This is a genomic window from Brevundimonas vitisensis, from assembly GCF_016656965.1.
In the GTDB taxonomy this organism is placed as follows: Bacteria; Pseudomonadota; Alphaproteobacteria; order Caulobacterales; family Caulobacteraceae; genus Brevundimonas; species Brevundimonas vitisensis.
This window is the reverse complement of the sequence record NZ_CP067977.1, coordinates 1,819,402-1,841,679: the sequence shown is the minus strand read 5'-3', so window position 1 is coordinate 1,841,679 and position 22,278 is coordinate 1,819,402. Positions and strand designations below refer to the sequence as shown.

At 67.6% G+C, this 22,278-nt stretch carries 18 protein-coding genes; 11 read left to right on the top strand and 7 right to left on the bottom strand.

Annotated features, from left to right (window positions below):
• The first annotated feature begins 68 nt into the window (after positions 1–68).
• From ptsP to JIP62_RS09280, 4 genes are all read left to right on the top strand, one after another.
• Positions 69–2,273, top strand: coding sequence for a phosphoenolpyruvate--protein phosphotransferase (gene ptsP, locus JIP62_RS09295; protein WP_407932732.1), 2,205 nt, complete (start codon positions 69–71; stop codon positions 2,271–2,273).
• A 184-nt stretch (positions 2,274–2,457) separates the two neighbouring features.
• Positions 2,458–3,546: a helix-turn-helix domain-containing protein gene (locus JIP62_RS09290; protein WP_201101920.1), complete on the top strand. Its 1,089-nt coding sequence runs from the start codon at positions 2,458–2,460 to the stop codon at positions 3,544–3,546.
• 79 nt (positions 3,547–3,625) lie between these two features.
• Entirely contained in the window at positions 3,626–4,771 is a 1,146-nt protein-coding gene (gene ispG / locus JIP62_RS09285) for a flavodoxin-dependent (E)-4-hydroxy-3-methylbut-2-enyl-diphosphate synthase (protein ID WP_201101919.1), read from the top strand.
• A 203-nt stretch (positions 4,772–4,974) separates the two neighbouring features.
• On the top strand, positions 4,975–5,583 hold the full coding sequence (locus tag JIP62_RS09280; protein ID WP_201101918.1) for a glutathione S-transferase N-terminal domain-containing protein: 609 nt from the start codon (positions 4,975–4,977) through the stop codon (positions 5,581–5,583).
• 4 nt (positions 5,584–5,587) lie between these two features.
• On the opposite strand, the gene JIP62_RS09275 is transcribed toward JIP62_RS09280, so the two are convergent.
• The gene (locus JIP62_RS09275; protein WP_201101917.1) at positions 5,588–6,367 is read right to left on the bottom strand and encodes a sulfite exporter TauE/SafE family protein; all 780 of its coding nucleotides are present in this window, start codon (positions 6,365–6,367) and stop codon (positions 5,588–5,590) included.
• A gap of 107 nt (positions 6,368–6,474) precedes the next feature.
• Positions 6,475–7,125: a response regulator gene (locus JIP62_RS09270; protein WP_201101916.1), complete on the bottom strand. Its 651-nt coding sequence runs from the start codon at positions 7,123–7,125 to the stop codon at positions 6,475–6,477.
• Positions 7,126–7,308: 183 nt separating this feature from the next.
• Here JIP62_RS09270 and prfA point away from each other — a divergent pair, with 183 nt between their 5' ends.
• Entirely contained in the window at positions 7,309–8,376 is a 1,068-nt protein-coding gene (gene prfA / locus JIP62_RS09265) for a peptide chain release factor 1 (RefSeq protein ID WP_201101915.1), read from the top strand.
• Positions 8,377–8,383: 7 nt separating this feature from the next.
• Here the strand turns inward: prfA and JIP62_RS09260 are convergent, their stop codons facing one another.
• The gene (locus JIP62_RS09260; protein ID WP_201101914.1) at positions 8,384–9,598 is read right to left on the bottom strand and encodes a YihY/virulence factor BrkB family protein; all 1,215 of its coding nucleotides are present in this window, start codon (positions 9,596–9,598) and stop codon (positions 8,384–8,386) included.
• A gap of 88 nt (positions 9,599–9,686) precedes the next feature.
• Between JIP62_RS09260 and JIP62_RS09255 the strand changes: the two genes are divergently transcribed.
• The 5 genes from JIP62_RS09255 to JIP62_RS09235 all read left to right on the top strand — a co-directional run bounded on the left by JIP62_RS09255 (position 9,687) and on the right by JIP62_RS09235 (position 14,629).
• Positions 9,687–10,478: an MOSC domain-containing protein gene (locus JIP62_RS09255; protein WP_230974709.1), complete on the top strand. Its 792-nt coding sequence runs from the start codon at positions 9,687–9,689 to the stop codon at positions 10,476–10,478.
• Positions 10,475–11,356: a peptide chain release factor N(5)-glutamine methyltransferase gene (gene prmC, locus JIP62_RS09250; protein ID WP_201101913.1), complete on the top strand. Its 882-nt coding sequence runs from the start codon at positions 10,475–10,477 to the stop codon at positions 11,354–11,356. The genes JIP62_RS09255 and prmC overlap by 4 nt, the downstream gene beginning before the upstream one ends.
• 322 nt (positions 11,357–11,678) lie before the next feature.
• Positions 11,679–12,686, top strand: coding sequence for a DUF4167 domain-containing protein (locus JIP62_RS09245; protein WP_201101912.1), 1,008 nt, complete (start codon positions 11,679–11,681; stop codon positions 12,684–12,686).
• Positions 12,687–12,764: 78 nt separating this feature from the next.
• Entirely contained in the window at positions 12,765–13,424 is a 660-nt protein-coding gene (locus JIP62_RS09240; RefSeq protein ID WP_230974708.1) for a DUF4893 domain-containing protein, read from the top strand.
• On the top strand, positions 13,424–14,629 hold the full coding sequence (locus tag JIP62_RS09235; protein WP_201101910.1) for an FAD-dependent oxidoreductase: 1,206 nt from the start codon (positions 13,424–13,426) through the stop codon (positions 14,627–14,629). Before JIP62_RS09240 ends, JIP62_RS09235 begins: the two co-directional genes overlap by 1 nt.
• On the opposite strand, the gene JIP62_RS09230 is transcribed toward JIP62_RS09235, so the two are convergent.
• Positions 14,589–16,205 carry a serine hydrolase gene (locus tag JIP62_RS09230; RefSeq protein ID WP_201101909.1) on the bottom strand — a complete coding sequence of 539 codons (1,617 nt, stop codon included), beginning with the start codon at positions 16,203–16,205 and terminating at the stop codon, positions 14,589–14,591. The two genes, JIP62_RS09235 and JIP62_RS09230, sit on opposite strands and share 41 nt — an antisense overlap.
• 238 nt (positions 16,206–16,443) lie before the next feature.
• Here JIP62_RS09230 and clpB point away from each other — a divergent pair, with 238 nt between their 5' ends.
• A complete protein-coding gene (gene clpB, locus JIP62_RS09225; protein ID WP_201101908.1) occupies positions 16,444–19,032 on the top strand; it encodes an ATP-dependent chaperone ClpB in 2,589 nt (862 codons plus the stop codon).
• Positions 19,033–19,044: 12 nt separating this feature from the next.
• On the opposite strand, the gene JIP62_RS09220 is transcribed toward clpB, so the two are convergent.
• From JIP62_RS09220 to JIP62_RS09210, 3 genes are all read right to left on the bottom strand, one after another.
• The gene (locus JIP62_RS09220) at positions 19,045–20,739 is read right to left on the bottom strand and encodes an ATP-dependent nuclease (RefSeq protein WP_201101907.1); all 1,695 of its coding nucleotides are present in this window, start codon (positions 20,737–20,739) and stop codon (positions 19,045–19,047) included.
• 461 nt (positions 20,740–21,200) lie between these two features.
• The gene (locus tag JIP62_RS09215) at positions 21,201–21,626 is read right to left on the bottom strand and encodes a DUF1493 family protein (RefSeq protein WP_201101906.1); all 426 of its coding nucleotides are present in this window, start codon (positions 21,624–21,626) and stop codon (positions 21,201–21,203) included.
• Between the two features lie 115 nt (positions 21,627–21,741).
• Complete coding sequence (locus tag JIP62_RS09210) at positions 21,742–22,011, bottom strand: helix-turn-helix domain-containing protein (RefSeq protein ID WP_201101905.1); 270 nt, start codon at positions 22,009–22,011, stop codon at positions 21,742–21,744.
• Positions 22,012–22,278 lie beyond the last annotated feature (267 nt).

Here is a 22,278-nt window from a genome sequence, read left to right as displayed (position 1 = left end):
CCATGCTGAAAGGCGGCGGATTGACGACGAGGGGGCCCAGAAACCTCCTGCGCCAGATCCGCGAGGCCATGGCCGGGGGCGGTCCGGCCCAGGAGCGGCTGGATACGGTCGTGCGGACCATCGCCCAGTCGATGGTGGCCGAGGTCTGCTCCATCTATCTGCGGCGCGGCTCGGGCGAGCTGGAGCTGTTCGCCACCCAGGGGCTGAACCCCCAGGCTGTCCACGCCACCCGCCTGCGTCCCGGCGAGGGTCTGGTCGGCGAGGTGGCCCGGATGGCCCAGCCGATCAGCCTGTCGGACGCGCCCAGCCATCCCAGCTTCTCGTATCGGCCGGAGACGGGCGAAGACCCCTATCACGCCTTTCTGGGGGCGCCCCTGCTGCGCGGCGGGCGGGCCATCGGCGTCCTGGTCGTGCAGAACCGGGCCGAGCGCCGCTATGACGAGGACGAGGTCGAGGACATCCAGACCATCGCCATGGTCCTGGCCGAGACGGTCGCCTCGGGCGAGCTGCTGGCCCAGGACGAGCTGCGCGATGTTGAGGTGGCCCCGCACCGTCCCGAACGGCTGAAGGGCCAGCGGTTCGCCGAAGGTCTGGCGTTTGGCCATGTGGTGCTGCACGAGGCGCCCCTGCCGCCCGAGCGGCTGCTGTCGGACGATCCGGTGGCCGAGGAGGTCCGGCTGAAGGACTCGCTGGCCGCGCTGAAAGCTAGCATCGACGCCATGCTGGACGGCGGCCAGGGCAAGCTGGCGGGCCAGTCGTTCGAGGTGCTGGAAACCTATCGGATGTTCGCCGATGACCGGGGCTGGAACCGGTCGCTGGAGGAGGCGGTGCGCTCGGGCCTGACGGCCGAGGCGGCGGTGGACCGGGTCCGGAACGAACACCGCGCCCGCTTCGCCAAGGCGCGCGACCCCTACATCAAGGAACGGCTGCACGACTTCGAGGACCTGGCCAACCGGCTGCTGCGGGTCATGGCGGGCGACCGTCCGGGCGAGCGGGACCTGCCGGACGACGCCATTCTGGTGGCGCGGAACCTGGGGCCGGCGGACCTGCTGGAATATCCCCGCGACAAGCTGAGAGGCCTGCTGCTGGAGGAGGGCTCGGCCGCCAGCCATGCCGCCATCGTGGCCCGGGCGCTGCAAATCCCGTGCGTCGGGCGTCTGATGGGGGTGCGCGACCGGCTCAGCGAAGGTGATCTGGTCATCGTCGACGGCGAGACGGGCGAGGCCCATCTGCGGCCCCGGCCCGATATGCTGGATTCGGCCCAGTCGCGGATGGCCGTGCGCGACCAGCGCCAGGCCGAGTTCGCCAAGCTGCGCGATGTGCCCGCCGTCACCGCCGACGGCACCCGGATCACCCTGCTGACCAATGCGGGACTGGCCGTCGATCTGGAGAACCTGGACGAGACGGGCGCCGAGGGGATCGGCCTGTTCCGCACCGAATTCCAGTTCATGGTGTCGGAGGAACTGCCGCGTCTGAACACCCAGACGGCGCTGTACAAACTGGTGCTGGATGCGGCGGGCGACCGGCCCGTCACCTTCCGCACCCTGGACATCGGGGGGGACAAGGTCCTGCCCTATCTGGAATCGGAGCGGGAGGAGAACCCGGCCCTGGGGCGGCGGGCGATCCGCCTGGGCCTGGACCGTCCGGCCCTGCTGCGGATGCAGTTGCGGGCCCTGCTGGCGGCGGGCGCGGGGCGGGAGCTGCGGGTCATGTTCCCGATGATCGCCACGGTGGACGAGTTCCGCGCCGGGCGGGAGCTGGTGGACATCGAATGCGAATGGGCGCGGCGCCGGGGGCGGGCCCTGCCGGCCCTGCTGCGGGTCGGGGCCATGATCGAATGTCCGTCCCTGCTGTGGCATCTGGATGCCCTGCTGCCGCTGACCGACTTCGTCTCGATCGGGACCAACGACCTGCTGCAATACATGTTCGCCGCCGACCGGACCAATCCGCTGGTCTCGGACCGGTACGACCCGATGTCGCCGCCTGCCCTGCGCGCCCTGGCCGAGATCCAGAAGAAATGCCTGGAGACGGGCACCCCCGTGTCGGTCTGTGGCGAGCTGGCCGGGCGTCCGCTCGAGGCCTTTGCGCTGTTGACCCTGGGCTTTACGCGCCTGTCGGCCCCGGCGGGGGGTGTGGGGCCGGTCAAGCGCATGATCCTGTCCACCGACCTGCCTGCGGCCCGGCGCGGCATGGCGGCCCTGCTGGGATCGTCCGCCGGATCGATCCGCAATGAACTGGAATCTCTGGCCCGGAAGTTGAACGTCGCCGTCTGAGCCGTCCCGCAGCGGGATTCAGGCTTAACAAACCGTTGAACGGGCGACCCTTATGAGTTATCCACAAGACGCGTTCGGTATTCCTCCGGGGGGAGGCGAGAACCGTCACCCAAGTTTGGTAAACGGTCCTCGGTTGAGTACGGCACCCGCTTCGCAGGCCGTGCCGAGTATAGGGTCAGGCGTCATGGCGCTGGATACGGGGAACATCCCCGACGAGTTTCGGGCACATCCCGACTGGAAGGACCCTGTGCCTCCCGTCACGGACGCCGCGACTCTGGGAGATGCCCTGCGCAGCGCGCGCGAACGCTCCGACCGGTCCCTGGCCGAGCTGTCGACCCTGACGCGGGTCCATGTCCGCTATCTGACCGCTCTGGAACAGAACGACTGGTCGATCCTGCCTTCGCGGGTCTTTTCGATCGGCTATGTCCGCTCCTATGCGGCCGCCCTGGGCCTGGACGAGCAATTGGCCGTCGAGCGGTTCAAGCGCGAAAGCCCCGACCCGTCCGTGCCGCTGCAGGCACCGGTCGGCGTCGCCTTCGAAGAGGTCAAACGCTATTCGCCGCGCGTCATCGGGGTGATCGCCCTGCTGGCCGTGGCCATCATCGGCTGGAACGTGTTCCAGCGGGTCAGCCTGATCCGCACGGTGCAGCCCTCGGACATCGTCTCGACGCCCGAAAGCTGGACCCTGGGCGCCGTTCCCGGCCAGGAAGGCCTGGTGCGCCTCAGTGGCCCCCAGCCCGCCCCGCCGGACCAGACCACCCCCGCCCTCTATGTCACCCCGGGGCTGGAGGCCCAGCTGACCGGTGTCGACCCCAATGATCCCGCCGCCGTCGCGGCTGCCGCCCTGGCCGCCAATGCGCCGCCGGTGCAGAAGGCCTTCAACCCGCGCGGTGCCGTCTATGGCGCGGCGGCCACGGCCTCGCAGGTGGTGATCCAGGCGCGCAAGGCCGCCGGCATCGTGGTCCGCATGTCCGACGGCCGTGTCCTGTTCGCCCGCCAGCTGGCGGCCGGCGAGGCCTGGCGCGCTCCGATCGGGGTCCAGGCGGTGGTGGATGTGTCCGATCCCACGGCCTTCGACGTCTATCTGAACGGCGAGCACGGCGGCATGCTGGAACAGGCGCTGACCCCGCTGGCCCAGCTGAACAACCGGGCCCAGGACCTGGCCCGTCAGGCCGCCGCCGAGGTGGCCCTGCGGACCGAGGCCGCCCGCCAGGCCGCAGCAGAGGTTCTGGTGGACACCCGTCAGGCCATGGCCGAGACCACCGGGGGCTGAGGCTTTTTGCCGACCGGGACGATGGTGTCGCCCTTGGTCGTGGTCTTGTCGTCGATCAGCGCCTATCTTGTCGGCTGACATGAGCGATCATTCCCATATCCGACCCTGGCGGCACATCGAACGCCGCATCAGCCGCAAGATCCGCGTCGGCAGCGTGGAGGTGGGCGGCGGGGCGCCGATCAGCGTCCAGTCCATGACCAACACCCCGACCACGGATGCGGCGGCGACGATCGATCAGATCCGCCAGCTGGAAGAGGCGGGGGCCGACATCGTGCGCGTCTCCTGCCCGGACGAGGACTCCACCGCCGCCTTCCGCACCATCGCCCGCGAGGCGCGCGTGCCCCTGGTCGCCGACATCCACTTTCACTACCGGCGCGGCATCGAGGCGGCCGAGGCGGGCGCCGCCTGTCTGCGGATCAATCCCGGCAATATCGGCAATGCCGCGCGCGTGCGCGACGTGGTCCAGGCCGCCAAGGACCATGGCTGTTCGATGCGGATCGGGGTGAATGCCGGGTCGCTGGAACGCGAACTGCTGGAAAAATACGGCGAGCCCTGCCCCGAGGCCATGGTCGAGAGCGCCCTGAACCACGCCCGGATCCTGCAGGATCACGACTTCCACGAGTTCAAGATCTCGGTGAAGGCGTCCGACCCCTTCCTGACGGTGGCCGCCTATCAGCAGCTGGCCGAGGCGATCGACTGCCCGCTGCACCTGGGCGTGACCGAGGCAGGGCCGCTGCGGTCCGGCACCATCAAGTCGGCCATCGGCCTGGGCAATATGCTGTGGGCCGGGATCGGCGATACCATCCGGGTCAGCCTGGCCGCCGACCCGGTCGAGGAGATCAAGGTCGGGTTCGACATCCTGAAGTCGCTGGGTCTGCGTCACCGGGGCGTCAACATCATCGCCTGCCCGTCCTGTGCCCGGCAGGGGTTCAATGTGATCGAGACGGTCGCCGTGCTGGAAGAAAAGCTGGCCCATATCTCGACGCCGCTCAGCCTGTCGATCATCGGCTGTGTCGTGAACGGACCGGGCGAGGCCCTCTATACCGACGTCGGCTTCACCGGCGGCGGCAAGGGGGCGGGCATGATCTATCTGAACGGCAAGATCGCTCACAAACAGGCCAATGACGGCATGATCGACGAGATCGTCGCCCGCGTCGAAGAAAAGGCGGCCGAACTGAATGCCGCGCGAGCGGCCGAGGCGGTGGGCCTGGCGGCGGCGGAATAGGGCACCACCGGCCCCAAGCGGTGCCGCATCGTCGAGACCTGAACCATCCCGGGGGTGAGTGACGTACGATCCTGTCTGGCGATGGCAGGTAGCCGTCACGCCCGATACGATTTGGCCGTGACGACCCATTGTATTCGGCAGCATAGTCCGCGGGGGCGACCGCGCGTCTTGGACGCCCTCCAACCTCATCCCTGATCGGTCCCATGAAACTCTACATCACCACCCCGTCCCCCTTCGCTCGCAAATGCCGGATCGTGATCCGCGAAAAGGGGCTGGCCGCGCGGGTCGAGGAGATCGCGGTCGATCCCTATGCCAATGCGCCCGAGCTGCTGGCCACCAATCCGGTGGTTCAGGTGCCCACCCTGATCGCCGAAGACGGCCTGCCGATCACCGACAGCCCGCTGATCTGCGACTATCTGGACGGGCTGGGCGAGGGGCCTGGCCTGTTGCCACAGGATCGAGCCGATCGGCTGCGGGTGCGGCGGATGGAGACCCTGGGTTCGGCGGCGCTGGAAATGGGGGTCAAGCTGGTGCTGGAGAAGCGCCGTCCCGAGCAGGAGCGTTCGCCCTCCTGGATCGATCGCTGGACCCTGAACATGGGCCGGGCCCTGGATGCCATGGAGGCGGCGGTTCAGTCGGGAGATATCGCGGCCGATTCGCTGGACCTGGGCGGAATCACCGCCGGGGTGGCCGTGGCCTGGATCGGTTTCCGTCATCCCGACTACGACTGGCGCACGGGCCGGCCGGGCCTGGTGGCCCTCAGCCAGACGCTGGAGGCTCGGGCCAGCTTCATCGACACCCGGCCGGCCTGATCGATCAGCCGATCAGCCCCGCCAGCTGGGCCCCCTGGAACAGGGACAGAAAGATCAGGAGGCCACCGACTGCATAGGTCAGGGCCCGGCGCGGCACCCGCTTGGTGATGAGGCCGGCGAAGGGGGCGGCGATCAGGCCGCCGGCGACCAGGCCCGCAATGGCGGCGGCGTGGTTCTCCAGCGCCCCGGCCTCGCTCCAGTGGCCGGTAAGGATGGCCCAGACGAAGGTGGCCGAGATGGCGACGGTCAGAAAGAACTCCGCCGTATTGACCGTGCCGATCGCGCGGCGTGGGTCCTGACCGGCGCCGACCAGGGTCGAGGTCACGGTGGGGCCCCAGCCGCCCCCGCCGATGGCGTCGAAAAAGCCGCCGATCACGCCCAGGGGCCCGACGAACCAGGTCGGAATGCGCCGGGGGCGGATGTCATGGCTCGCCCGCCACAGGATATAGACGCCGATCAGGGCCAGATAGGCGATGACGAAGGGCTTGATGACGTTGCCCTCGATGCCGGTCAGGACATAGGCCCCCAGGCAGCCGCCGATCACCCCGGCGATGGCCAGGGGCACGAACAGCCGCCAGTCGATGTTCTTGTGCCAGACGTGGCTGCCGGCCGAGGCGGCGGTGGTGAAGACCTCGGCCCCGTGGGTGCTGGCCGAGGCCATGGCCGGGGGCACGCCCAGGGCCAGCAGGACCGAGGACGAAATCACGCCGTAAGCCATGCCCAAGGCACCATCCACGGCCTGGGCCAAAAGGCCGACCAGCAGAAACAGGAAGAAGGTGTCCATCGAGCCCCCGAAAATCGACCCTTAGCTCACAGACGCAGCCCGCCGCAGCCGAATTTAACTGTCAGCCGCCAATAGCATGGCTGTCGATCGCGGCGGCGATGGAACGCTCAGCGACGGACCTCGATCCCCCGCCAGACCCGGGCGACGGCGTCCAGCACTTCGCGCCCGCTGAAGGGCTTGATCAGTATGGCCTCGGCCTGGTCGGCGGCGCGGGCCGTCGCGGTGACGTCGCCCGACAGGAACAGGCTGGCCACCCCCCAGCGGTCTTTCAGCGTGCGGGCCAGGGCGACACCGCTCTGGCGGCCCGACAGATTGACGTCCAGCAGGGCCAGATCGACCGGATGCAGGGCGGCGGACACCTCGGCGGCCTCGGCGCTGTGGAAGGGGCCGATGATGCGGTGCCCGGCCTCGGTCAGGACATCGGTCAGGTCGGCCGCCATTTCCGGATCGTCCTCGACCACCATCAGCGTCAGCGAGAGAGACCCGTCATGTTCTGCGGTCGGTTGTTCGCGCCGAGCGGGCGAATGGCGGGTCAGCACAGGCCGGAGATCGGTCCAGACCTCGCAGGCCCGCCGCGCGGAATCCAGGTCGAATATGGCGGCCAGGCCCTTCAGCTCCTGCTCCGCGCGGGGCGACAGGGCGAACTCAGGGTCGGTCAGCAGGGGATCATAGATCGCGCACAGTCTGGCGACGCTGGATTGGGGGTCCATGGCCGGATCGGTCGGCCCGGCAGGTGGCATACGGTCGGCATCAAACATGGTCGGCCCTCCCTAGGTCCGCCGCACAAGATAGCCATGCTGCGCCGGAGGTATCAGGCGGCTGACGCGGTTGTTATCGGGGTCTGCCGCCCGATCACGATCCCGGCACCGCCCTCAGACCTCGCCTCCGCGCCGATTTCCCTTTAAGGGTCCGGCCCTTCGATCATCACGGATATTCTGCCCTTGCGACTGCCCCAGGCCCGGCTCGATCAGGTTCTCGACCGCTTCCACCAGGTGGAGGCGCGCATGGGCGCGGCCACGGACGGGCAGGAGATCGTGCGCCTGTCGAAAGAGCATTCGGAGATGAAGCCGGTGGCCGACGCGGTCATGGCCCTGGCGCGAGCGCGAGCCGAGATGGCCGATCTGGAGGTCATGTCGACCGATCCCGAAATGGCCGAGATGGCGTCGGAGGAACTGCGGGCCCTGGGCGATCGTCTGCCGGAGATGGAGCGCGAGGTGGCCCTGCTGCTGGCCCCGCGCGATGCCGATGAAAATGCCAGCGCCGTGCTGGAAGTCCGGGCCGGGACCGGCGGGGACGAAGCGGCCCTGTTCGCCGGCGACCTGTTCCGGATGTACTCGCGCTATGCCTCCACGCGCGGCTGGCGGGTCGAGGTCGACAGCGCCACCGAGGGCGAGGCCGGGGGCTACAAGGAAATCATCGCCACCGTCACCGGCGACGGCGTGTTCGGCCGGCTGAAGTTCGAAAGCGGCGTGCACCGGGTCCAGCGTGTGCCGACGACGGAGGCGCAAGGGCGCATCCACACCTCGGCCGCCACGGTCGCGGTCCTGCCCGAGGTCGAGGACGTCGAGATCGACATCCAGGACAAGGACATCCGCATCGACACCTTCCGGGCCTCCGGCTCGGGCGGGCAGCACGTCAACAAGACCGACTCGGCCGTGCGGATCACCCATTTCCCGTCCGGCATCGTGGTGACGTCGTCGGAGAAGTCCCAGCACGTCAACCGCGACAAGGCGATGAAGAACCTGCGCGTGCGGCTCTACGACATGCAGCGCCAGATGAAGGACAATGCCCGTTCGGACGCGCGCAAGTCCCAGGTCGGCTCGGGCGACCGGTCCGAACGCATCCGCACCTATAATTTCCCGCAAGGCCGCGTGACCGACCACCGCATCGGCCTGTCCCTGCACAGCCTGCCCCAGATCCTGGAGGGGGACATCGACCCCCTGCTGAACGCTCTGATCGCCGAGGACCAGGCCGCCCGCCTGGCGGACCTGGAGGCGGAGTTCGGCTGAGACCGGGCTATTTCCGGATGCGTCGGCGCATCAGACGGTCCGACAGGGCCTCGGCGTGTTTCAGGGTGAAGGCCAGGGCGGCGGGATTGCCGCGCCGGGCACCGACCGTATCGGCCACGACCGCGCCCCGTTCGCCGATCGGCATGGGCTGGCCCGTGGTGGTGTCGATGGCGGTCTGGTGCTCGATCTCGGCGTTCAGCTCGGCCCCCATCAGGATCACCTGGGCCGAGATCCAGGTCCAAAGCAGGAAACCCATCATCGCCGCCAGCGGACCGTAGGAATCGGTCCGGACGAAGTTGGTCAGGTACCAGCTGAACAGCAGCGACACGACCAGGCTGACCAGGGCCGCAAAGATCGCTCCGGGCGTCAGCCAGCGCCAGCGCGCCCTCTGACGGCATGGGCCATAGCGATAGATCAGGGCCAGTGCCCCGGCATAGAGCACCAGCAGCACCGGCCAGCGCAGCGGGGCCAAATGGGCCCATTCGTCCTCCAGCCCGAGCAGGGACAGGGCGATCGGCACCCCGACGACCAGGGCCGCACTCAGCAGGACCGCCAGCAGGCCCGTCAGCGTAAAGGCCATGCAGATCAGGTTGTAACGGACGATGTTGCGCTTCTCGACCTCGTGATAGGCGACGTTCAGCCCATAGAAGAGGGTCTTGATCGCGCCATTGGCGACCCACAGCGACAGCAGAAGCGTCCAGACCAGGGTGAAGGTCAGCTCACCGCCCGAATTCTCGGCCAGACGCTGCATCTCTCCGCCGATGAACTGGGCGACGTTTGAAGGCAGGACCGAATAGAGGAAATAGAGCCGCTCGGCCGCGTCCGCCGGGTCGGCAAACAGGCCATAGATGGTCACCAGCGCCCCCAGGGTCGGAAACAGGGACAGGATGGCAAAGAAGGTCACACCTCCCGCCACGAAGCCGACCCGGTCCCCGAAATAGGCACCCCCCAGCCGCCACAGGATGTCGATCCAGCCCTTGAGCGGAATATGGTGCGGGCGTTCGGCCAGTCGCCCGCGTCCGGGCTCTCGGAACTCGTGGTCCATGGGGGTGGGCGGCGGTGCCGGGGGCTCAGCCGGCCTGTAGCGCCGCAGGTCCAGCCCGATGCGATACCCCTGGCGATGCAGCAGATGCGCCCCGCCAGCTCCGGCCGCCAGACCGCCGATCAGGGCCGTGGCCAGTCGCCAGAGTCGGGAAGGGTGACGCGGCGAGGACTGGGGCATGGGACTCCGGCAGACAGGAAACGAACGACAGGTCGCACAACGACCCGGCCTCGCGCCCGTTCCTGCGGGCCGCGGCTTGTGCCTTGTGATGGCCGACGGCGCGGGGCAGGAAGGTGCGGTGACCGCGACCATTGCCGCCCTTTATCGCCATCCCGTCAAGGGATTCACCCCCGAGGCCCTGACGGATGCCCGGCTGGAGGCGGATGGCTGGTTCCCCGACGACCGGCTGTATGCCGTCGAGCATGGGCCGTCGGGTTTCGATCCCGAGGCGCCGGTCCATCTGTCCAAGATGAAGTTCGCGGTCCTGGCGCGCGATGCCGCCCTGGCCCGGGTGCGCACCCGCTATGACGCCCCTTCGCGGACGCTGACGGTCGAGGCGCAAGGGCGGCCGACCCTGACGGCGGCCCTGGATCAGGCCGAGGGCCGCCGGGCCTTTGCCGACTGGCTGACCGATTTCCTGGGCGAGGATGCGGCAGGGCCTCTGAGGATCCTGTCGGCGCCCGGCCACCGGTTCATGGACAGCCGCCGGGGCCACGTCTCCCTCCTGAATCTGGCCAGTGTCCGCGATCTGGAGGCGCGGGTCGGGCGTTCGCTGGATCCCCGCCGGTTTCGGGCCAATGTCTGGGTCGAGGGCTGGCCCGCCTGGATCGAGATGGAGGGGGCCGGCCGGGAGGTCCGGCTGGGTGCCGCAGGCTTGGAGGGGCTGAAACCGATCGTCCGCTGTGCTGCCACCCATGTCGATCCGGATACGGGCGAGCGCGATTTCGATCTGGTCAGCGCCCTGTTCACCCATTACGGCCACCGCGACTGCGGCCTGTATGCCGCGATCCGGACCGGCGGCCCGATCGCCGTCGGCGATGCCGTGGAGATGATGCCATGACCCAGACCCCAACCCTGCTGACGGCCTGGAAGACAGCCCACGCGCGGCTGAAGGACGGCCGCATCGACAGTCCCTCGATCGACGCACGGCTGTTGCTGGAGGTGGCGACCGGGGCCAGCCGGGCCGACATCCTGACCGATCCCTATCGTCCCCTGACCCCCGAACAGGACGCCACCTTCGCGGCCATGATCGAGCGGCGGCTGCGCCGCGAGCCGGTGTCGCGCATCCTGGGTCGCAAGGGCTTCTGGAAGATCATGCTGAACGTCACCCCCGATGTGCTCAGCCCCCGTCCCGATACCGAATCCCTGCTGGATGTGATCCTGCCGGCCTTTGCGCCCCATCAGGCGTTCCAGATGATCGACCTGGGCACGGGCTCGGGGGCGATCCTGCTGGCGGTGCTGGCCGAGCGGGCCGGGGCCACGGGGGTCGGCACCGACATCTCGTTCGAGGCCCTGGCCGTGGCCAAGGACAATGCCGCCAGCCTGGGCCTAGATGGACGCGCGACCTTCCTGCGGACCGAATGGGCGGCCGGTTTCGGCGACGACAGTTTCGATCTGGTCGTGTCCAATCCGCCCTATATCCCTACGGGCGACATTCCCGGACTGGACCCGGAGGTGCGCGATCACGACCCGCACCTGGCCCTGGATGGCGGCGAGGACGGGCTGGAGGCCTATCGCCTGCTGGCCCCCGAGATCGCGCGGATCCTGCGCCCCGGCGGCATCTTCGCGGTCGAGATCGGCTGGGACCAGGGCCCGGCGGTCAAGGCCCTGTTCGAGGCGGCGGGCCTGACCGACGTCAAGGTCGTGCGCGACCTGGGCGACCGGAACCGCGTCGTCACCAACGGGCCCGATCCGCGCCAGGCCCCTGTCAGCCTGTAATCCGCCGTTCGAGCCGGGGGCCGATTGGGGCCTGAACAAACCCCTTGGAATGCGGGCCGGGCCGCGCTAAGTCTTGCGTCGTCTCTCACCCAAGCGCAGCGTTTTGAACCGATCCGGTTCGGCCACCTTGCGACTGGGGCGCGTGAAGGCTCCGGGTTTCGGCCCTGGGCGGACCACGACCGGGCAGACGACGGCTTTCCGATGATATCGATGCCCTGACCCCTGAAACAGGGCGATCGGCCCCGGACGAACGGATCGACGAACCCCGACGAGGTCCGGCCGCTGGTGGCCAGGACCCGCCATCCCAGAACGGTAGCGTCTGATGAGAGATTTCAAGGGCATGAAGCGTCAACGCGGACGCAACAGAAAGCCCGGCGGCAGTCCCAACAACGCCAACAACACCAATCCGAACCGGTCCTGGGATTCGCAGGGCCCCGAGAACATCAAGGTCCGGGGCAATGCCCAGACCGTCTATGAGCGCTATCAGCAGCTGGCCCGCGATGCCGCGTCCGGGGGCGATCGGGTTCTGGCCGAGAACTATCTGCAACACGCGGAACACTATTTCCGCGTGCTGAGGGCGCTGCAGCCGATGCGGCCGGTGTCCGAGATCGCGGCGCGCGAACTGTCCAATCAGGGCTTCGACATCGATTTCGAGGATGAGTCCGGGGCCCAGGCCGCCGCCCTGATGGCGGCCCATCAGGCTGAACTTCAGCGTCAGCAGAACCAGAACGGCGGTCACAACAACGACGGTCATGAGCCGCGCGAGGCCCGTGAGGGCCGCGAGCCGCGTGAGCCCCGCGAATGGCGTGATCGCGAAGAGCGCGAGCCGCGCGGCGATCGCCAGGACACCCGCAACGAACCGCGCGAACCGCGCTCCGACGCTGGTGCCGATGGCGAACAGCCCCGCGAGGGCGGCCGCCGCGAGACGCGCCGCGAACGCTGGGAGCGCCGCCGCGAAGAGCGCAACCGCCGTTTCCCCGACAATCCCTCGACCGAGGTCTATGTCGAGGCTGGCGACGGCGAAGCTGCCCCTGCCGTGACCGACGCCCCCGAAGCCGAAGTGGCCGAAGCCGCGCCGGAGGCCCGGGAACGTCCCGCCCGTGCCCCCCGCGCCCCGCGCGCCGAACGGGCTCCGCGCGCGCCGCGCGAGGTCGAGGATGACGGCCCGACGGCTCTGCCCGGCTTTCTGACGCGGTCCAGTGCCACAAGCCCGGCTCCGGCCGCTGCGTCGCCGGCGGAGGACGCCCCCGCCGGTACGGACGAAGAGGCACCCGCGCCGAAACGCCGGGCCCCGCGCCGCAAGGTCGAGACCCCGGCCGCCGAAGACTGACGGCCGGTCGTCGGCACAGCTTGACGGCGACGGCATCGGCGGCCTTAACCCGAGGGTCTCGCAGCCCGAGGAATGTCCATGCGTCGTCTGCTGTCTTCCACCCCGCTGACCCTGATGGCGGCTGCCCTGATCCTGGCCGCCTGCGCCTCGACCCCGCCGACGCCGCCCCTGCCGACCGGACCGGGATCGGGCGGGGTTCTGCGCGACTGGCGCGGCATCATCACCCCCTATGACCGCGATCGCTATCAGCGTGTCGACGCGGCCTGGACCCTGGCCCTGCAGCAGGCCCGGCGTCAGGCGGGATCGGGCGACCTCGGCAGCCTGGGCGCACTGATCGACCCGCGCGCGGGTCGTGGCGGTGTCACCCCGCCGGTCGGCGACTATCGCTGCCGCACGGTCAAACTGGGGTCCCAGGGTGGCGAGACCGGCCTGGGCTATGTCGTCTATGGCTGGTTCGACTGCCGCATCGAAATGACGGCCAACGGGCTGAAATTCTCCAAGCTGACCGGATCCCAGCGCCAGTCCGGCCTGCTGTTCCCCGAGAACGACCGACAGATGATCCTTCTGGGATCGCTGGCCCTGGCCGAAGAGCCGCCGGCCAATTCCTATGGTCAGCGGCCCGAGCGCGATCTGGTGGCGGTGCTGGAACGAATCGGCGACCGTCGCTGGCGACTGGTGATCCCCTGGCCCCAATATGAATCGAACCTGGACCTGATCGAGCTGGTCCCGGCCAGCTGATGTCCACCTTTGCCGTGGTCGGTGCCGGGCCGTCCGGCCTGGCCGTCGCCCTGATGCTGGCGCGGCAGGGCCACCGGGTGTCCGTGTTCGAGCGGTTTCAGGCCGCCGGGCCGGTCGGGGCCGGCTTCATGCTGCAACCGACGGGGCTGGCGGTGCTGGACAGCCTCGGCCTGACCCCGGCGGTCGAGGCCCTGGCCCAGCCGATCGACCACATCTTCGGCCGCGAGGCGCGGGGCGGCCGCGTGGTGCTGGATGTCCGCTACAGCGACCTGAAGCAGCCCCGACAGGCCCTGGGGGTGCATCGCGCCGCCCTGTTTCAGGTGCTCTACGACGCCTGTCTGGCCGAAGGGATCGATATCGAGACCGGCTGGGACGTGGTGGGAACTGAGGGTGGACGGCTGACCGACACTCGGGGCCGGACCAGCGCCATCTTCGACCTGATCATCGACGCCTCGGGCGCACGGTCGGTCATCGCCCGCAGCCTGGGGGCCAGACCAAGGGCGCTGGCCTATGGGGCCCTGTGGGCCACCGTCCCCTGGCCCGGTGCGCCGTTCGACGAGGCGGCTCTGCAGCAGGTTTACCGGGGGGCCTCGACCATGATCGGCATCCTGCCGGCCGGGACGCGGCCCGGATCGGCGGATCGGCTGGCGACCTTCTTCTGGAGCCTGAAGTCGGCGGACTATCCGCGCTGGCGGGCCGACAGTCTCTATGCCTGGAAGGATGAGGTGCGCCGCCACTGGCCCGAGGTGGCCCCGGCCCTGACAAGCCTGCGCACGCACGAGGACCTGACCTTGGCCCGCTATGGCCACCACACCCTGGCCAGGCCCTGGGCGAAGCGGCTGGCGGTGATCGGCGATGCGGCCCATTCGACCAGCCCGCAGCTGGGCCAGGGGGTGAACATGGGCCTGCTGGATGCCCTTGCCCTGACCCAGGCGCTGGAGCGGCATCCGGACCTGACTGAGGCCCTGCCGGCCTATGCCGCCTCGCGCCGCTGGCACGTGCGGCTCTATCAGGCGCTGTCGATGGGGTTCACCCCCTTCTATCAGGCCGACGGCCGGGTCCGGCCCTGGGTGCGGGACCACATCCTGGGCAAGGTGGCGCGCCTGCCCCTGGCCCCGCGCCTGCTGGCCGCGACGGTATCGGGCCTGATGCTGGACCCGCGCGTCAGACCCGCGTCAGCCGCAGGTCCTGATAGTCGTAGCTGAAATCGATGTCCGGGCTGACGCCCTTCAGCGTGGCCGTGCCTGACGCCAGGTCGAAAGTGATGAAGGCGTCCTCCTCCCGCTTGTCGGGAAAGCGGGTGCGCATCGTCTCGCCGTCATAGGCTTCCAGCGGGCCTTGCAGAGCGGGCGTCCGGGAAAAGGCCAGCCACAGTCCGCCGTCGCGCGGCGTGACGGTGATGTCGCCATACCAGGGGTCACGCCAGGTGCCGACATAGGCCGACAGAGGCTGGGAAGGCGGCGATCCGGCCGCCTGTTTCGCATCGATCTCGGCCGCCGCCGCCAGCGAAGCGGTCTTGCCCTCTGCCTCGATCCGGCGGGAGTCGGCGATCCAGTCGAAGCCGGTCTTGCCCATCACGATGTCGGCAATACCGCTGCGCAGGGCCCGCAGCAGATAGCTTTCCTCGGCATTGGAAAAGATCGCGAAGCCGACGTTGCGGCCGGGGATCAGCACCGTCGCCGAAATGCCGCCGGGTGAGCCGCCGCCGTGGCTGATCAGGCGTTCGCCGCGATAATCCTGGACCTGGAACCCCATGGCATAGGTCGAGGCGATCGCCCGGCCGGGCAGTTCCGCCGTCGGGCCGGGCGAGGAGGCGGTGATGATGTTGGGCCGCCACATCTCGCGCGCCGTCGCCTCCGAGAACAGGCGCGAGCCGTCGGGCAGGGCCCCCATGGCCAGGCGCACCGCGATCCATTTGGCCCAGTCGGTGGCGGTGGTGCAGAAGCCGCCCGCCGCCCCGGCTGCGTCCCAGTTCCAGATGCCTGCGATACTGTCGCTGAGCAGGGTCATCTCCCCCTGATAGCGCAGGGGAGGCCCCACCCGTCCGTGTGGCAGGGCCGACTTGGCCGGATCGGCCATGGAGGTGAGGGGCACGGTCTCGGTCATGCCGACGCGGTCCAGGATGCGGGTCTGGACGAAATCCTCCCACGACAGGCCCGAGACGTTCGCGATCACCTCTCCCGCCACCACGAACATCAGGTTGCAATAGTGGTAGTTGGCCCGAAAGCCGTCCTCGATCGGCACATGGGGCACCGCCGCCATGATCTCGGCCCGCGTCCGATCCGAGTTCGGCCAGAACAGGAGGTCACCGGCGCCCAGGCCGAACCCCGCCCGGTGGCTGAGGGTATCGCGAACCGTGATCCGGGCCCCGATCACCGGGTCCGACAGGGTGAAGCCGGGGATATAGGTGGCGACCGGCTCGTCCCATTTCACCTTGCCCTCATCGACCAGTATGGCCAGGGCCGCGGCCGTGACGTTCTTGGTGTTGGAGGCGATGGCGAACAGGGTGTGCTCGTCCGCGCGCGCCGCCGCGCCTTGCCGCTTCACGCCATAGCCGCGCGTCAGCACCGGCTGGCCGTCTTTGACCACGACGATGCCCAGGGCTGGCTGATCGGGCCAGGCCGCCATGGCCGAGGTCACATAGGCGTCGACCGCCTGGGCCAGGGTCGCGTCGTCGTTCGCGGCCATGCCCGCGGGGGCCAGGGCCCAGGCCGTGGACGGCAGGGCGACCGCTCCGGCAGAGGCGAACAGGGCAGACCGGCGGGACAGGCGAACGGACATGGGGCACTCCAGGCAAGACCTGGCCGACGCTAGCCCGTCACTCTGCATTCGTCATCCTTCGCAAACGCCCATCTGCCGCGCAGACCGCCGCCCCGCCGCACACGAGCGTGCGAACCTGTCTTTCTGCACCCAAGGCAGGCACCCCTTGTGTGGCCGCTTCGCCACACCCAACTGAGGCTCCAGCGGCGTTGCTCTTGGGAGGACGCCGCGCCACCATCGCCCATCAGGGGATAGCCGCATGAACATCGACCTCTATTCCGACCGCGCCAAACAGGCCGTTCAGTCCGCCCAGTCGCTGGCCCTGGCCCGGCGCCACCAGCAGTTCGCGCCCGAGCATCTGCTGAAGGTGCTGCTGGAGGAGCGCGACGGCCTGGCGCGCAATCTGATCACCGCCGCCGGGGGCGACCCCGCCCGCGCCGAGACCGCGACCGAGACGGCCCTGAAGAAACGCGCCCAGGTCAGCGGCGGCAATGGCCAGCTTTATCTGGACGGCGACACCGCCCGCGTCTTCGCTGCGGCCGAGCAGGCGTCCAAGGCGGCGGGCGATGCCTTCGTCACCACCGAGCGGCTGCTCAGCGCCATCGCGCGCGAGGGTGGCGTTGCGGCTGAAATCCTGAAGTCCGTCGGGGCCACGCCCGAAAAGCTGGACGCCGCCGTCGCCGACATCCGCAAGGGCAAGACCGCCGACAGCGCCGGGGCCGAAGACGCCTATGACGCGCTGAAACGCTATGCCCGCGACCTGACCCTGGCCGCGCGCGACGGCAAGATCGATCCGGTCATCGGCCGCGACGAGGAGATCCGCCGCACCATCCAGGTCCTGGCCCGCCGCACCAAGAACAACCCCGTCCTGATCGGCGAGCCCGGCGTCGGCAAGACCGCCATCGTCGAAGGCCTGGCCAAGCGGATCGTCGATGGCGACGTGCCCGAAAGCCTGAAGGACAAGGTGGTGATGGCCCTCGACATGGGCAGTCTGATCGCCGGTGCCAAATATCGCGGCGAGTTCGAGGAGCGTCTGAAGGCCGTGCTGGCCGAGGTCACGGCGGCCGAGGGCGGCATCATCCTGTTCATCGACGAGATGCACACCCTGGTCGGCGCCGGAAAGGGCGACGGGGCCATGGATGCCTCCAACCTGCTGAAGCCCGCCCTGGCGCGGGGCGAGCTGCACTGCGTCGGCGCCACCACCCTGGATGAATACAGGAAGCACGTCGAAAAGGACCCGGCCCTGGCCCGCCGTTTCCAGTCGGTCTTCGTGGACGAGCCCTCGGTGGAGGACACCGTCTCCATCCTGCGCGGGCTGAAGGAGAAGTATGAGGTCCACCACGGGGTCCGCATCAGCGACAGCGCCATCGTCGCCGCCGCCACCCTGTCCAACCGCTACATTACCGACCGCTTCCTGCCGGACAAGGCCATCGACCTGATCGACGAGGCGGGCAGCCGCGTCCGCATGGCCGTCGATTCCAAGCCCGAGAGCCTGGACGAGATCGACCGCCGCCTGGTCCAGCTGAAGATCGAGCGCGAGGCCCTGAAAAAGGAAACCGACGCCGCCTCGCGCCAGCGGCTGGAGCGTCTGGAAGACGAGATCGCCGATCTGGAGGGACAGTCCGACGACCTGACCGCCCGCTGGAAGGCCGAAAAGGACAAGGTCGGCCAGGGGGCCCAGCTGCGCGAGACCCTGGACCGTCTGCGCGCCGAACTGGCCGCGGCCCAGCGCGCCGGCGACCTGGGCCGCGCGTCGGAGATCGCCTATGGCCAGATCCCCGGCATCGAGAAACAGCTGGCCGAGGCCGAGGCCGCCGAAACGAGTGGCACCGGCCCCCTGACGCCCGAGGTCGTCGACGCCGAACAGATCGCCGCCGTCGTCAGCCGCTGGACCGGGGTGCCGGTCGACAAGATGCTGGAGGGCGAGCGCGAGAAACTGCTGTCGATGGAGAACGCCCTGCGCGCCCGCGTCGTGGGTCAGGACCCTGCGCTTCAGGCCGTGGCCGATGCCGTGCGCCGGGCCCGTGCCGGGCTGAACGACCCCAACCGCCCGCTTGGCTCTTTCCTGTTCCTGGGCCCCACGGGCGTGGGCAAGACCGAGCTGACCAAGGCGCTCGCCGCCTTCCTGTTCGACGACGAGGCGGCCATCACCCGCATGGATATGTCGGAATATATGGAGAAACACTCGGTCAGCCGCCTGATCGGGGCCCCTCCCGGCTATGTCGGCTATGACGAGGGCGGGGCCCTGACCGAGGCGGTGCGCCGCCGCCCCTATCAGGTCGTGCTGTTCGACGAGGTGGAAAAGGCCCACCCCGACGTCTTCAACGTGCTGTTGCAGGTGCTCGACGACGGCCGTCTGACGGACGGGCAGGGACGGGTGGTCGATTTCCGCAACACCCTGATCATCATGACCAGCAACCTGGGCTCCGACGCCCTGGCCAACCAGGGCGAGGGCGAGGATGTCGAGGCCGTCCGCCCCTATGTGATGGAGGCCGTCCGCGCCCATTTCCGGCCCGAGTTCCTGAACCGCATCGACGAGATCATCCTGTTCCGGCGCCTCGGCCGCGACCAGATGGCAGGCATCGTCCGCATCCAGCTGTCGCGCCTGGAAAAGCTGATGGCCGACCGCCGCCTGACCCTGTCCATCGACGACGGTGCCTTGGCCTGGCTGGCCGACAAGGGCTACGACCCCGTCTATGGGGCCCGGCCGCTGAAGCGCGTGATCCAGAAAGACCTGGTCGACCCCATGGCCAAGAAGCTGCTGGCCGGAGAACTGGAGGACGGCTCGGTGATCGCCGTGTCAGCGGGCGCCGACGGGCTGGAGATCGGGAAGGCGCGGGTGCACTGACGCCGCTACTTTCTAAAGCTTGCTTACATCATCAATCGAAGAGAATGGCGATTTCCAGTGCGCAATCGCATCAATCAGCGAGGCCAGAGGCGTTCCAGAAAACGAACCTTTAGCCTCGTGCTCGGCAATCATGTTCATCGCGCTTACGGTTTTCATCTTCCCTCGCGCTTCGTAGCCATGCGCGTGTTCGAAGTCCTTCGCGAAGGCAAAGCCGAGAGCGTCGATGCCCTCGGCTTTCGCTGCAGTGATCTCGGCCCAGATAGCGTCGTTTCGATCCCACCCGACTTGATCTGTGGCTCGCTCGCTGAACCTAACATCAAGATCATGGACAGCGATGTATCGCTTGCCAAAATCTCTTAGGACCCGCTGAACGGCAGGCAGGCTGGCCTTCCCGCCGCAATCGACGATGTGTACATCAAGGTCGTGTTTGCTGACGCCTTTCGCCGCAAGAACGTGCGTCAGTGCGGCAAACTCCGTCTCCCCCTCGACCAAGACCACTTTGTCGGCGAACAAGCATTCGCTGACCAAGGGGTTCAGTTGATATATCAGCTTCAACGCGTCGCGACGCTCCTTTGGGACGTTGTTCGTTTCAGACTGATGGATCACGCTGCCATTCTTGGTGCGCTCGACAAGTGCGATTGTTTGTTTTGGTCTCGAGAAATCGACCATGACTGGGGAATGGCTACAAGCCATAACCTGAACTCCACCCTGAGTAGCCAGCTCATAGAGAAGCGCACGCATTCGCCTTACTGCGGTCGGGCTTAGGAATAGCTCCGGCTCTTCGATCTGAAGAAGCGTGTTTCCAACGGCTTCCTCTGGGGCACCTCGCGCTTTTGCACGGCGTGTAGCGGCCGCCAACTCCGGCACAAGAATGTTCAGCGCACTAAGCAGGAAGGCACGCTGGGAGCCTTGTCCGTGCCGGCCCACGCCCAAGGATGGACTATCTGACAATGTTAGCTCAATTTCGGCCTGCTTTTCCAGCAACGAGCCAATCCCCTTGTCCGACGGAGGATTGCGTATTTGGACCGCAAGTCCCGGGAAGACATTCGAGGCTACCCCTGAAACCTTTCCCGCAATCTCATTAATGTATTGATCCTGCTCAATCTCCTCTGAGAGCGCCTTCAGCGCTTCTTCGATTATCTGGACATTCTTGGACCCAGCGATATGTCGCTGAATTACTTCTTTAAAGAGCTTCTCAAACTGGCTTCTAAGTTCATCCGCCGCCATGAGCGGAGCAAGGTGAATAGGCTCGGGCAGCCGGTTCTGAAGGATTGAATCGAACCCGCCAAAACCACCTTCGACCCACGCTTCCGTGTCCCAATCGTAGGAGAACTTGGTGGCTTTTTGGCCTGCGGCTCCCCACGCCTTGCGAACCTTCGCTACACGTCCGTCGGAGTACCATTTGCCGGTTTTGTCGTTGGCGAGATCGTCTCCTTCCGCCGCCTGAAATCGGAGCTCCATTACAATCGGGCGCTCTACTTCACAGCGAAAGAAATCTTCCCGTGAAGGAGAGAAGCCTGCAGCCCGGAAGTCACGGTATGCTTGAAGGAGGCTGGTCTTTCCGCCGTTGTTCTCGCCGACGACAACGATGATGTCGTTAGACATGTCGAGCCAGTGAAAGCCCAACTCAGGATTTGCGGGGTGGTCGTCCTCACCAAGCCGACAGAATCCTCGGTAGTTTGAAATTCCAAGCTGTAGCAGTTTCATGAGAGCCCCCCGGTCAGCGACGCTAGCGGCAGGGTGGCCGTTTCACAACTATAGAGAGATGCGCTTAAGCGCCGCTGACCCAAGCAACCAGAGGCCCCGAAGTCACCGCCGGAGCCTCCGGTCTCCTCGCCATCGCGCGTCCGCGACCTAGGGGTTGATGACCACCTTGATGCAGCCGTCGGTCTTTTCCTGGAACATCTTGTAGGCGTCCGGGCCGTCTTCCCGCTTGATCGTGTGGGTGATCAGGAAGCTGGGTCGATTTCTCCGCCTTTTCCTTCTCCCATTGGGAGAAGGTGCCCCGAAGGGGCGGATGAGGGTCGGGTCTGTCCATCGGCGCAAGCCGTCGCACGGGCGTTCCTCACACCAGACATCCGGCCCTCACCCTTTCGCGCAAGGACGACGGCTATCGCCGCCGTGCGCTCAAGCCCTCTTCCAACGGGAGAGGGCCAATGATCCGGCACCTACGCCGCGAACCGCCACCACGCCCAGGCCGCCAGTCCGATCAGGCTCGTTGCAGCGAGCGTCTGGTTGATCACAATATCCCACCTCCGGGCAGGCAGAGTGTGGTCGGGGTATACAATGGGCCAGCGGCGGCTGCGCACCGCCTCCGCCAGCACCGCGGGCGTGATCGGAATGCGACCGAAGCGCCGGTGGATCGGCGTGTAGAACAGACCTCCGATACTCCACCCCTCCTCGCCATGGTGGAAGTACCAGCGCCAGGTCGTCGCATCGACCTCGAACCGGTCGACGAAGGCCTGCATGAAATCCCCGGCGTCATCGCCCGTGATCCCCAGCACGTCGAACAGGTCGTCGTCATCCGAAAGGGCGGGCGTTGGACCCCAAACGTCGTCGATGAAGGCCAGAACGGCCGTGCGCGCATCACTCATGCCCCCATCCTGTCGCGTCCGGCCAACCACCACATCTGAATTAGCAACACCCCGACCGCCTCCACCGCCGCCCGGTGCGGCTTGGTCTTGTGGGTCATGGCGTGCACCGCCTGCCCTAGTCGGGTCCCGCGGAGATCAGCCGGGCAAGGTCGAGCGCATCCCGCCGAACGGCGGGCAGGGCGAGGTTGATGTCATTGCGCTCAAGCGCCAGCTTCATCGACGCCCTTTCCAACGCAAGGAGATGGCGAGGCTTGAACTTCTTCCAGTCGGGATCATCGGCCTCGAGATCAGCATAGGCGGTCTTCCCCAATCCCATGATCGCCGCCATTTCGGTCTGCGTCAGCTTGGCCCGCTCGCGCAAATCCTTCATCTGCTTCGCACTCATCACTGCCTCCATAATTACCGGTTTCCGGTATTTATGTGTACAATCGTGCCGGAAAGCAACCGGCATTCTGCGGCCGCGTCTCCGCGTCATCGGCTTACCGCCTCCCCGCCACCTGACCTGTCGTGGTCAAGCGGCAGACGACAATGCGCCCCTTGTCAAATAGGAAGTTTGTCCTGTCTCGGCAAGGCGGGTCTTTGACATCGACCGCGCTCGGCCTGGCCAAGGTGGACTGAGTGGACCGAGTGGACTGCGTTTTTCGCCTCCGGT